This is a genomic window from Vallitaleaceae bacterium 9-2, from assembly GCA_038396585.1.
Classification (GTDB): Bacteria; Bacillota; Clostridia; order Lachnospirales; family Vallitaleaceae; genus UBA1351.
Genome location: CP121691.1, coordinates 197,601 through 210,121, shown reverse-complemented (window position 1 = coordinate 210,121; position 12,521 = coordinate 197,601). Strand labels below are relative to the sequence as shown.

At 39.9% G+C, this 12,521-nt stretch carries 9 protein-coding genes; all 9 read right to left on the bottom strand.

Annotated features, from left to right (window positions below):
- Positions 1-151: 151 nt before the first annotated feature.
- Positions 152-403 carry a DUF6171 family protein gene (locus tag QBE53_01020; GenBank protein WZL81714.1) on the bottom strand — a complete coding sequence of 84 codons (252 nt, stop codon included), beginning with the start codon at positions 401-403 and terminating at the stop codon, positions 152-154.
- Positions 403-1,878, bottom strand: coding sequence for an alpha-L-arabinofuranosidase C-terminal domain-containing protein (locus QBE53_01015; GenBank protein ID WZL81713.1), 1,476 nt, complete (start codon positions 1,876-1,878; stop codon positions 403-405). The genes QBE53_01020 and QBE53_01015 overlap by 1 nt, the downstream gene beginning before the upstream one ends.
- An 84-nt stretch (positions 1,879-1,962) precedes the next feature.
- Positions 1,963-2,505 (bottom strand): signal peptidase I, encoded by a 543-nt coding sequence (gene lepB, locus QBE53_01010; protein ID WZL81712.1) that lies wholly within the window; start codon positions 2,503-2,505, stop codon positions 1,963-1,965.
- A 62-nt stretch (positions 2,506-2,567) separates the two neighbouring features.
- Positions 2,568-3,431 carry a pirin family protein gene (locus QBE53_01005; GenBank protein WZL81711.1) on the bottom strand — a complete coding sequence of 288 codons (864 nt, stop codon included), beginning with the start codon at positions 3,429-3,431 and terminating at the stop codon, positions 2,568-2,570.
- A 106-nt stretch (positions 3,432-3,537) separates the two neighbouring features.
- Positions 3,538-4,659, bottom strand: coding sequence for a glycoside hydrolase family 88 protein (locus tag QBE53_01000; protein WZL81710.1), 1,122 nt, complete (start codon positions 4,657-4,659; stop codon positions 3,538-3,540).
- A complete protein-coding gene (locus QBE53_00995) occupies positions 4,656-7,439 on the bottom strand; it encodes a glycosyl hydrolase (GenBank protein WZL81709.1) in 2,784 nt (927 codons plus the stop codon). The genes QBE53_01000 and QBE53_00995 overlap by 4 nt, the downstream gene beginning before the upstream one ends.
- A 10-nt stretch (positions 7,440-7,449) precedes the next feature.
- Positions 7,450-8,259, bottom strand: coding sequence for a polysaccharide deacetylase family protein (locus QBE53_00990; protein WZL81708.1), 810 nt, complete (start codon positions 8,257-8,259; stop codon positions 7,450-7,452).
- Complete coding sequence (locus QBE53_00985; protein WZL81707.1) at positions 8,252-10,684, bottom strand: rhamnogalacturonan lyase; 2,433 nt, start codon at positions 10,682-10,684, stop codon at positions 8,252-8,254. The genes QBE53_00990 and QBE53_00985 overlap by 8 nt, the downstream gene beginning before the upstream one ends.
- A gap of 241 nt (positions 10,685-10,925) precedes the next feature.
- On the bottom strand, positions 10,926-12,479 hold the full coding sequence (locus QBE53_00980; GenBank protein WZL81706.1) for an extracellular solute-binding protein: 1,554 nt from the start codon (positions 12,477-12,479) through the stop codon (positions 10,926-10,928).
- Positions 12,480-12,521 lie beyond the last annotated feature (42 nt).

Genomic DNA, 12,521 nt, shown 5'->3' with positions numbered 1-12,521 from the left:
AAAAAACGTATACCATAAACTAAATTATAGTATATTCTACCCATGTTCACAAGGCTTTTTTCATAGGTATATCTCCTTATTTTGCATCCTTTCGTCCTAGATACGTCCTATTTTCTTGCCCTCATCTTTGACATAATGCACTAAAAGACCCCTACCATTTAGGGGTCTTTGGATATGGACAATATTGATTTTTTTTACGCGCTCGCAAGATGACAAAACAGCCACAATATGCACACATGCCATTTTGAAGTTTTTCACACGCCTCACACTGGGCCAAGCGTCGTTCATAGACTTCTTGGGTACACTTCATCTCAGGCGGCAGATTTTTCATATGCTTTTGCATCGCTGTATAAAGATCAGCACTTCCATCGACAAAGGCATAACATCGTTTACAGGGTCCCATTATGCTTCAAGAATCAAGCGAACAACGGAGCATGCCGGAAGTGTAATATGGCAGCCTTTGTCATTTAACACAACTTGGTCAAATTCTTGTTTTGTAAGATTCTTGGGTGCTTCAAAGGTATTGTGCGCATCCATAGCACCGTGAAGAATATGCCCCTCCACTTTTTTTGGCTGATACCCTAAAGTATGTACATCTATATGCTGTTCTTGGCTTAAATCCAAATTACACAAGGTCAAAACAACCTGTCCTAAAGGATTGATAGACGCCGACTCGGTAATGGCTGGAATTGTAACATCATCTATCAAAAGATCAGGTGTTGAAATATAACTTTCAAGCAATTGGTTATCTTGATGTGCTTGGTACATGTCAAAAACATGATAAGTAGGTGTCTTTATCATCTTTTCACCTTCCGTCAAAATCACCGATTGCAACACATTGACTAATTGTGCAATATTGGCCATTCGTACCCGCTGTGCATGCTTGTTAAAAATATTCAGATTAATGCCGGCAACGAGTGCATCTCGCATACTGTTTTGCTGGTACAAAAACCCAGGATTAGTTCCTGGTTCAACATCATACCATGTTCCCCATTCGTCAACTATAAGTGCCACACGTCTTTGAGGATCATATTGATCCATGATCTGACTGTGTTTAGTCACCAATTCTTCCATTTTCCATGTATTTTTCAAGACACGATAATAATCCATTTCGCTCATCTGTGTTGCCGAGCCTTTATTATCCCAATTATTGACAAAGGAATAATAATGTAAGCTTAGGCCGTCCATAAAAGGTCCGGCAACTTCCATCAAAACTTTTGTCCAGTGATAGTCATCGACATTGGGTCCGCCTGCTATTTTAAACAATTGATTATCACCATAGTTTCTTGTATAGGTGGAATATCGACGATAAAGGTCTGCATAGTACTCTGCACGCATGTTCCCCCCACAGCCCCAGTTTTCATTACCAACACCGAAGTATTTTACCTTCCACGGTTTTTTTTGTCCATTTTCTTCACGCAGTTTAGCCATGGGAGACAATCCGTCAAACGTCATATACTCTACCCACTCCGACATTTCCTGTACGGTTCCGCTACCAACATTTCCATTGATGTAAGGTTCGCATTCCAGTAGTTCACATAGGCGTAAGAACTCGTGGGTTCCAAAGCTATTATCTTCGACCACTCCACCCCAATGGGTGTTAATCATTTTTTTACGTTGTTCTTTTGGTCCTATTCCATCTTTCCAATGATACTCATCCGCAAAACAGCCTCCAGGCCACCGAAGCAAGGGTAATCCCATGGCTTTTAAAGCTTCTATAACGTCTGTACGCATGCCGTCGATATTGGGAATATGAGAATCTTCCCCCACATATAGGCCTTCATAGATACATCGTCCCAGATGTTCAGAAAAATGCCCATAAATATTTCGGTTAATTTGTGCTTTTTGCTTTTTTGTATCAACAATATACGTTTGCATAATAATCTCCTTCCAAGTAAAACACTTGATTTATAAGACTATTATACCAACTTACTCCATGGATAAAATGTCATAACCTTCTTTTTATTTGTCCTTTTGTCCTGTTATCAGTCGAAAGTTCGGATAGTAACTTAAGACGACTTTGCCCAAAACAGCTTTCTTGGAAATATATGGTTTTACCCAAAAACGCCCATCAATACTTTTATTACGATTGTCTCCTAAGAAGAAATAATATCCTTTTGGAACCTCAAAGTTACCATCTTCATTATTATCCATCGCTTCCTTCAAGTAAGGTTCCTTAAGCAGCTGGTCATTGACATAAACATTGCCTTCTCGGATATTGACTATGTCTCCCGGCAAGCCGATTAAGCGCTTCACGTAGTGTTTTTCTTCCCCATCTTGATCAAACTCAAAGATAACAACATCTCCACGTTTGGGTTCATTAAAAAGATAGGCCAATCGATTAGCGATTAATCGATCCTTCACTTGCAGGGTATTTTCCATGGATTGTGAAGGAACATAGGCATTGATAATCACCAGATGGTTGATCACATATGCCAGTGTCATTGCAAATACAATGACTTTTGTCCAGCTTATTAGTTCTTCTTTAATTTTTTCCTTGCTCATATGTTCGTCTCCCGTTAAAAAATATCATCTATATCTGACGATAGAACTTCATCCAATGTTCCCTAATTACTTTTTTCTCTATGTTTTACAAATGTATTTTCATCCAACTCTCGAAAGGCTAAATCAAGCTCCTCTCGAGTATTCATAACAATCGGACCGCCCCAAGCAATCGGTTCATGCAGGGGTTTTCCCATGAAAAGCAGGCATCGTATACTTTTTTCTTTGGTTTGTAGTAAGAATTGCTCTCCTTGTGTGAACAAAACCGCATGTTTTTCTTCAATAAGCTGATCTAACGCATCACCAAACCCAGCCTCACCTTCAACAATGTATACAAATAAGTTCTCATCTTTAGGTGTTGTGTAGGACCATGTTGAATTAGGCTCAACTGTAACGTCAAGATACGTCGCTTGAATATACTGTCCTTGAAATGCACCTTGATGCCCTAAATACTGACCCGATATAATACGTACTGTATGATTATCTTCTTTAAGAATCGGTACTTGGTCTTGCTTGATATCTCCATACCTTGGCGTTGTCATCTTGTCTTTTGCCGGAAGATTAAGCCACAATTGCGCTCCCAACATACGTTTTGAAGCCTTTGGCATCTCCTGATGAATAATTCCGGATCCTGCTGTCATCCATTGACATTCGCCAGCTAAGATACTTCCATGATTACCCAAGCTGTCCCCATGTTCAATACGCCCTTCAATCAAATATGTTATTGTCTCTATGCCTCGGTGTGGATGCCATGGAAATCCTTTTATGTAATCTTCTGGATTTTTTGAGTCAAATGCATCAAGCATCAAAAACGGATCAAATTCCTTTGTGTCATGATATCCAAGAACGCGAACAAGATGTACTCCTGCACCATCAACCGCTCGTTGACCTTTTGTTATTCTTTTTATACTACGAATTTTTTGTTCCATATAAACACCTCCTCCTCCTATTATACGTGTTATTATCTCGATTGAAAAGCAAAGAGCTGTCCTATGCATCAAAAATTAATGCATAGGACAGCTTTTTAATATTACACTATATAAAATACAAACTTTCTGTTAATGCAAGTAACCCCAATGATTGCCCATAGGCCATTGGTGCAATAATAATATCTTTATAATGCTGAGCATCCATACCAATCCCGGTTCCTGCTGAAACGCCTGTAACCGTCCCTGATTCATCGACTGCTTTTGCGATAGCATCAATGGCTTTCATTGCATAGGCTTGATAAGATGCATCCAAATATCCGCAACGAATCCCCTGCAATATACCCGCTGCGATTCCTGATGAACCTGATACTTCTAAATAGCTGGTCGGATCATCCAAGACAGTATGCCATAAACCTGTAGTTGGGTCTTGCAACTGAATAAGACGCTCTACTTGTGCAACATAGGTCTCTTGAATATATTCTTGCGTCGCTCTAGGTAGGGTCGTCTTGGCGGCTTCTAAGTATTCAATAATTCCAAAGGTAAACCATGCATTGCCTCGTCCCCAATATATTTCACCAAAATTATCATTGCGCAAAAAACTCCATCCATGATAAAATAACCCTGTTTTTTTATCATATAAATATTTTATATGTATAAGCACTTGTTTTAGCGCTTCTTCTCGCCATTCCACACGATTATGACGATGACCCATCGCATTTAAAAATAGCACTGCCATAAATAAGGTATCTATCCAAAGCTCTCCTTCGTTGAGGCGCACGCCCATGCGATCGCCAATGGCGCTTGTGACATGCTGGAATCCACCTTCTTTTGTTTTTGGCAAATGCTGCATTAACCATTCTGTTCTTTGAATGCACAATTGCTCAAACCCCTGGTCATCTATACGCTGTGCAAGTCCGTTTAATGTTAGAAACGGTGCCGTTGTATTAATATTTTGTGACGGAAGACCAAGGACAATATTATCCAAATACCATTGATTTAAAAAGTCATCATACCGTGTATCTCCATAATAGCTTTGTAGCTTTGTTAATCCAAATAAGCCGACCCCTTGAGGCCAATCCCATTCTTTAATACCAAAATCACGTTCAATGATTCCTTTTTTGTGCGCCTCTGCTGAAGTGGTCTTGTCCTTTTCATTATCCGCCGCACCTAATGTCATAAGCCGTTCTACAACAGCATCAATTTTTTTAATAATTTCTTGTTTATTCATTCAAAATCCCTTTCATATGTTACGTATGCTCCATAAGGAGTGTGATTTGCTATATAATGCTGATCTTCATAATACCCTAATCGCGTTGTAGATGCAATAATCTCAACCCGATTTTCCCCTTTTTTCCATATATTCTCTACATTCCATACATATGGCGAAAATGTCCTTACACCTACATTTTGTCCGTTAACGATAAGCATGGCACTTTGTTGGAACTTTGGATCGTCAATAGACAGCCAATCTATATCCTTTGCTCCCGTTACTGTATAACTATATTGAATATCACCGACATAGTAGGGGATTCCCATTGCCTGGTATTGACCTAGCTTTCCTCTTGTTCTTTTTTCACACAGTACAAAACGCCCATTTTTTGTATGCACTGAAAAATCTCCCAGAAGATATATAGGTGTTCGTATACCTTCCCACGATTTTTTTGCTTCAAGCAAAACCTCAATCGTGTTTAACCCTTGGCATAAATACGATGTAATATCAACTTCATACCCATCCTTTGTATAATTTTTCTCTTGCAAAATGTTTTCCGATGTTAGACCATGCCCATTAATAAGCATACTCCATTGTCCACATATACCTTTTTTTTCAACACGCAGTTTAATTGGATTACAAACCTCAAGAAAAAAATACGTCCCATATTTCATGTATACTGTTGGAAACAGCAATTGTTTTGGTGTTCCAAAACGATCCTGGCGTTTTAGTGGCAACATAAATCCTCCATCGGCAAGCTGATCAATAATCGGTTTTGCCTTGACTGTATGGGACTGCCCTTCTAATGTTAACTCCCACGTATCTATTCGGAGTGCATTTTCTTTTAACCGCTTAATGGCACAGGCTTGTTCAAGATCAAGCGTCCATGTCCTTTTGTCTTGGGGTGCATAAGCTTGCTTAACGCTTTGGTTAATGATCAACACACTTTCAAAGGCCCGAATGTAAAATGTACTCAACTCTTGTCTGTCTTGATTCACCAGTTCAACTTGTCCTCTAAAATCAGCTGTATTGACAACAAAATGATAGTGGTCACCTTCTTTCTCCCAGGCAATCGCATAGATGCCATCAATTTTCATTCCCTGTTGAAGCACTTCATATCTTGGAATGTGTTTTAGTTGACATTGCTCTAGAACCTTTTTTACATTTATTTCATCTGGACCAACGACAACTTTGAACAACTGCTCTTCATAACGCAGTCCGTCCTCTTCCTTGGTGCAATATTCTAGCAAACGTGGATCCATAATATAAAAATCATAGCCGGCCAAAAACAATGCTTGTTGCATTTGCTCAAATTGAGATAGACGTTTTTCTCGCATTTGCTTCGTCCGATACTTCCACGTGGATACAATTGGATCCACCAAAAGCACCTCTATAGGGCGTTTGCCACCATCCATAGCCGAAGTTATCGTTTTCACATATTGAGACAATTGTTTTTGATGTTGATACCAAGGCATCTGAAAAAATCCCGAAGGTGGCGCATCATGTTTGGCAAGCCCTTGCGCATTACTATAATATGCATGGTTTACAAACATCGTCACCCCCTGAAGCAAGAGCCAATCATAGGTCCACTTCATATCTTGTATCTCCAGCCCCCAACCGATACTATGAAAAGCTTCACATAGGGCATATTCTTTATGATAAAAATGTGCGGCTGACGCAACGATTTTTCCATTGGCACGATATCGTTGACTAAACATCTCAGGTGTTGTCCCTACTTTTTGATGTCCGGCATCAATACCCGGAATATCCATATATGCCAGTTGTTCACTTCTTAAAATCGGTTTTTCTCCAATATATTGCAAATGATTCTCATGGCACCACGCTAACATTTTCTTATCATAGCTTTCTATAAATTCATCCACTAAACTTGTATAAAAGTCTTGACGTATCCTCTCTACATCGCCAACACCATCAAGAAAAAGTGCCGGAAGTTCATCCAATAGGTTACGTCCTGTTGTTTCATGATAAATTCTTGGCATCTGAGGTGACCAAGGCAAAACTTGATCTTCATATCCTGTCGGATGAATCTCATCTGTAAAGAAACCTTTAATGGTTTCTCCAAAAAATTCACCTAGGTGTTTTTTGTATTGTGTATGTGTTGTTTCAATAAAATAATCTACCGCATTTGCATTTAGCGGATCCACAAAATAGTCAAAGTATTTATGTCCACGCACCGGCACTTCCATGAACACAATGATTTTATAGCAGCCGGGCGGTAAGTTTACTTCCAATCTATAATAAGGATCACATGCTAAGAAGCGTTTACGATTATATGCCGTCAAGCCCGACTCATGATAGACCTCTTCACGAAATATACTCCCGATATTTTCTTTAAGATCAATGCCCTGATTTAGGAGAATGTGTTGCTCTTGAGACATTACCGGAAAAGCCTTAGCATAGAGCGGCTTCCCCCATTCTAATTCTATCTGTATCTCCTGCTCATGGGATATAATTTCCTCATAAATAATATGGGGTGCTAGTCGCTTAGCTTCAAACTCGGGATGGTCCAGCACAACCTTTCCTCCACTAATGCCACTTGGATAGGGCTGCTCATCATACAACCATACCACCATTTCATATTTTTTGGCTTCTTCAACCGCACATCGAACAAGGTCAAACCACTTTTGCGATAAATAGGGAATCGTTAATCCTTGCCTTGCACATAACACAAATCCACTTATCTCTTGTTCATGCATCATCCGTATCTGTTCGCAAATCGTTGCCTCATCCATATCTGCGTTCCAAAACCAAAAAGGATGTATTCCACAACTCATCATATCACCTCTTTTACAACACGTTCAAACCGGGTTGAATCATCGTCTTTTTCCCATCTACATCTAGCCAAAGTGTCAGATGGGACGCATTTAACACTTGCGTGCGTTCTGTATTAAACTGCAAACGATCAAGCGCCTTTAAATAATCTACAATCTCAATATTGGTCGCATACCAAATATCTTCTTGGTTTCCAACAATTCGACATATTTCTTCAATGGTCTCCCAATTATCGTCATTATCAAACTCATAACTATGTCCCCATATGTACAACATATATAAATACTGCGTCTTATGTAACTCAACAAACTCTTTGGCACGTTCAATACCTTGACGATTATGATGGCACGTTGCCTGCCAAGTGTAAAAATTATCTGGCAGTTGATAGGTTTGATGTCCTCCGACCACACGTGAGTACTCAATTCCTAGGTGCGGCAATGCTTCAATAATGCGTTGATTGTATGATCCATTCGGATAGGACATGCCTCGAACAGGATATCCTACCAGTGCCTCTAGCTCTTTTCGATCTTGCATGACCTGATCGATTAATTCTTCTCTAGGCGAACGGGCAATCGTCGGATGGTTATAGGTATGGGCTGCCACTTCATGTCCTTGATATAAAGTGCTTACTTCTTCTTTGGGAATGCGGTCATGACTTCCCATTAATCCAGCATTTAAGTGAAAGGTTCCGCGAATTCCATGACGATTCATAATTTCTATTAATCGTCGGTCTGCACAACGTCCATCATCATAACTAAGTGTAAATACTTTGTGTTTTCCTTGTGGAAAGCAATAATATACTTTTCGCATCGATTTCTTATCCATTTAATCTCTCCCATATGTTTTTCCATTCCATATCACGTGCATAATAAAACGATGTATAGCAAGGTTGATTATAGCAATTATTCTGCCACGCAATCCCTGTACGATACTGTATGTCATGCATCAGTGTATAAAGTTTATGTGTTGTCAATTCCGTATTCGTATATATGCGCACCCCTGTATTGTCTTCTTTTCTTAGGACAAGTTCCTCTCTAAAGTCACCAAACAAGTCTGCTACAAGGCACGGATTTCCTTTGGTGCCATTATTTGTCGCCATGTTTTTGGGTGCTAAGTAGACACCATGTTCATTATCATTAATCACACCCGAATGGGTCTCATGTATATAATCTACACCATCTAAGATCTGTGTTGACAAATCTTTTGCCCATCGAATAGATTGATTCGTTCCAAGTAGATTAACCTTTAAAGGATTTCCATAACAGTCAAACGTTTCATTCACCCAAACTTGTAACCCACGCGTTTTAGCATCAATATCGCCAATCATACATCGTCCTAGATCTGTCAAGGCATATTCTCCAAAAATCACTTCACCGGTTTGAGCATCCCGTAGGGCAAAACCATACGGCGCATACTCAGCCCCCTCAAACACACTAAAAATCTCCAGTCCCGGTTTGTCAGGATTAATGTTGGCCACATGTAAAGCATCACCATGCCCAAGTTTAGCCCGCTGTCCATTAGGTAGCGCATCATAACTGCTATAAAGGACAGAGCCATCATGATCAATGACGGCTGCACCATAGATAATCTCTTGATAGCCATCTTGATCAACATCTGCTGTCGCTAAGCTATGATTTCCCTGCCCCGCCAAACAGCCATACACCGGGTCGCTTCCTTCATGTAGGTGTGCCTGATCATTAAACGGATTATCCATCGGTACATGTCCCGAATCAATGGAAAAATATTCTTCGTGATGGTCACCTATAAAACGATAAGCTACAAGGGTTGTTCGAGTATAGTATCCACGCGCAATAATTAGATATGGGTTTTTTCCATCCAAATACCCAACTCCGGATAAAAACCGGTCAACACGGTTACATGGCTCAATACGGGCCATCGCATAATCTCCCCACATCAATCCATCATCTTCTCGTACAAATTTAAACGCTATCGTCTCTAATTCTCTACCATCTCCAGCAAACATCGTGAGATACTCAGGCCCTTCATAAATAAATCCTTCAAAGGTCTCTAGATGATTTTTTTCACTACGCATTGGTGCATAGACTCCAATAAAATAATCGACGAGAGCTTTTGCATCTTCACGTGTGAGTGGATAGCTATACTGTTCTTTTATGCCAAAGCACGCTTCAAGCGTCTGTGGCCAACGCCCCTTACATACCTCAGGGTGCTTGTGCCAATCCATAAAAACCTGTACCAAGTGGTTATAATAATCCTCTGCACTACATACATAATTGTCCTCATGAGTAACCCCTGCTAGTATATCGCGCTTAGGTATCGAGATATAGTCAACAGACTTTATTGACCCGTCTTCATGATAACGTGTCATACAAGTTCCCGGTGCGGTCTTTACCGAGATTTCAGCTTTTTGATCTCCATCAAAATCATAGACCATAAACTGGGTATAGTGGGCCCCAGCCCGAATATTCACCCCCATATCCAAGCGCCAAAGAAGACGTCCATCCAATTTGTAACAATCGATATAGCACTTTCCTGTGTAACCTTTTATTGATACGTCTTGTGAATTACTCGGATCCCATTTGACGATATATTCGTAGTCGCCATCCCCATCAACATCTCCAACACTCATATCATTAATCCGGTAAAAATACCTTTCGCCCTTTGGCGTTATCCCTGATTCTGGCGGCTCCATCGGTATATCAATGTATTCGTTTCCAGATGCAAATGGCTTCACTTCTTGGCTCATTTTGCCTAGCTTACCTTTAAAAACAGGTTGAACCGCATAGCTATCTGTCTGCACCCCTTTTACATCTATATAGTTCGTTGATTCTGTAATCAACACCAGCTTTTCTTCATTTTTATAGATATAAAAATCTACCCCTGACAATCCCGTGTCCGTATATCCATGAACTTCATCGCGCATAAGCCGCCAACTTAAAAAGACACCTTCATGACATTTTACTGCAATAAGTCCACGATTAAGTTTTTCAAGTTGCTCATCTAACTGTCGATATATTGGTGTCTTAAGGACTTTACTCGTCGCCACCACTTCACCCTTTTCATCGACTCCTATTATTTTAAAATAATGCGGTACATGCGTTGACTTTTTTACGCTATAGCTTAATGCGGAGGTTGTACCAAGACATACATATTGCATCGTATCATGAGGATAGTCCGCCCAATATATGTGATAACTTGTTGCTTGAGTTAATTTTTCCCATGACAAGGTGATGGTTTCATCTAATATTTCATTAATCCAAATATCTAACATTCTTCTACCCTTTCATATCAGCATGCTTAACTAGAACAAAGCGACTCTGTCGCGTTATCTCGAAGAGATATTGTTCGTGGCGGGAAAGATCCTTGACGCTTTCTGCTAAGTTTTAAAGCAGAAAGCTAAAGTAGGACTTTCCTAGAGATGCACAAAGCGACTCTGTCGCGCTATCTCGAAGAGATATTGTTCAAGGACAAAAAGGGCCATCAAAAGATAGCCCTTTTTCTATACACTTTGATTAATTGTGTTGTGCATTTATTTCCTCTATAACCGCTTGTCCACCTTGACGTTCCCAGTTTTCCCAAGCTGCTTTTAATCCTTCCTCATCAATTTCACCACAGATATATTGTGTTCTAGCATTATCAATAATTTCATCTAAGTTTGCCCCACTTAGGGAGTACGTCTCAGAGTTGACGATATAGGCTGCTGCCGGGTTAAATACAGCGTAGTCTACATTGGCCGCTTTAATCTCTTCTTCAATTAAGAGGCGGTCTGTCATTTCTGGTCCGATATCTGTTGCTTTCATATTCGGGATATACGCCACCGTTTGATTAAGTGCTGAGAACGCTTTTGCCGCAACTGCATCTCCTAAAATCAAACTTTCTAAATATCCATTTTCATCTTTTACCCAATGTTTGCCTTCAAGTCCATATGATGAAAGTGTAATCATTGCATCATCCGACATCTTATCTAAGAAGTTTAAGCATGCGGCCACATCTTCCTCAGTTTTTGCGGCTTTAGTAATAACAAAAAATCCATTATATCCAGAAGTAGCCAATGTTTTATCATTAATTGTTCCAACCAAATTCATCGTCGCATATTCATAGGATGTTCCCTCAACAGCCGGAATCTCATTATTTATAAAGTAATCCCAGATACGTCTTGAACTGTCAAGTACATCAATATAAATACCACATTCACCTGTTTGAATATCTTCTCTCCACGTTGATGTATCTCGAACAGCCCAGTCTGCATAGACAAGTCCATCATCATACATTTTTTTCAACCAGTTAAGTGCTTCCATATATTCCGGTGTTTGATGTATCGGTACAAGTTGTCCTCCAACTTCTGCCCAAGCATTTCCAACGCCAAAATATGTCTGAATGACATCTAGCGGTCCTGTATATTTACATAAGGACAAACCATATGTGTCATCAATTCCATTACCATCCGGATCATTATATGTGAACTGATACATCATATCGTATAAGTCTTCAATTGTCTTTGGTTCTTCTATCCCTAAGGCTTCTGCCCAATCTGCTCTATATCCCATGCCTAGGCGTCCAATAGGTCGTGCACGATAGACTCCGATTAACTGATCGTTCACCGTCAGACTTTTGTTGACATTGGGATTTGCTTGAGATAGATTTGGATATTTTTCTGCATCAAACATAAAATCATTTAAGTCCCAAAACGCTCCCGCTTCAGCAGCACTTGTAATCGCTGAAGTCATACTGCCCACTGCAATAATCATCGGCATATCATCTGGCGAAGCCAATGTCAATCCTAGGCGCTCTTCATAGTTATCCCCAGGAACCCATGTAAAATCTACTTTTGTTTGTGTATATTCTTCCATTGTTGATATAACTTCTTCTGAATGTTCACCGGAAAGAGGGCTTCCTTCAAAGTCAAAGGTCATCATCGAAATCTGTGCTAATCCATTTTCATCCTTTTCTTGTGCACCTGAATTTGAACCTGTACTGCTTTCGTCATTTTTTGCGCATCCTGCAAATAGCGATACGACAAGTGCTAGTGTTAAAATTAGTGTAATCGGTTTTTTGAACTTCTTCATAACTTCCTCCTTAAATTTTAAATGCTCGTGCCAAGTCCGGCA

Excerpts from the sequence above, each read along its gene's own strand:
- lepB (WZL81712.1), bottom strand. The coding sequence starts at position 2,505 with ATGAGCAAGGAAAAAATTAAAGAAGAACTAATAAGCTGGACAAAAGTC.
- QBE53_00985 (WZL81707.1), bottom strand. The coding sequence starts at position 10,684 with ATGTTAGATATTTGGATTAATGAAATATTAGATGAAACCATCACCTTG.
- QBE53_01000 (WZL81710.1), bottom strand. The coding sequence starts at position 4,659 with ATGAATAAACAAGAAATTATTAAAAAAATTGATGCTGTTGTAGAACGG.
- QBE53_00980 (WZL81706.1), bottom strand. The coding sequence starts at position 12,479 with ATGAAGAAGTTCAAAAAACCGATTACACTAATTTTAACACTAGCACTT.
- QBE53_01015 (WZL81713.1), bottom strand. The coding sequence starts at position 1,878 with ATGCAAACGTATATTGTTGATACAAAAAAGCAAAAAGCACAAATTAAC.
- QBE53_01020 (WZL81714.1), bottom strand. The coding sequence starts at position 403 with ATGGGACCCTGTAAACGATGTTATGCCTTTGTCGATGGAAGTGCTGAT.
- QBE53_00995 (WZL81709.1), bottom strand. The coding sequence starts at position 7,439 with ATGATGAGTTGTGGAATACATCCTTTTTGGTTTTGGAACGCAGATATG.
- QBE53_01005 (WZL81711.1), bottom strand. The coding sequence starts at position 3,431 with ATGGAACAAAAAATTCGTAGTATAAAAAGAATAACAAAAGGTCAACGA.
- QBE53_00990 (WZL81708.1), bottom strand. The coding sequence starts at position 8,259 with ATGGATAAGAAATCGATGCGAAAAGTATATTATTGCTTTCCACAAGGA.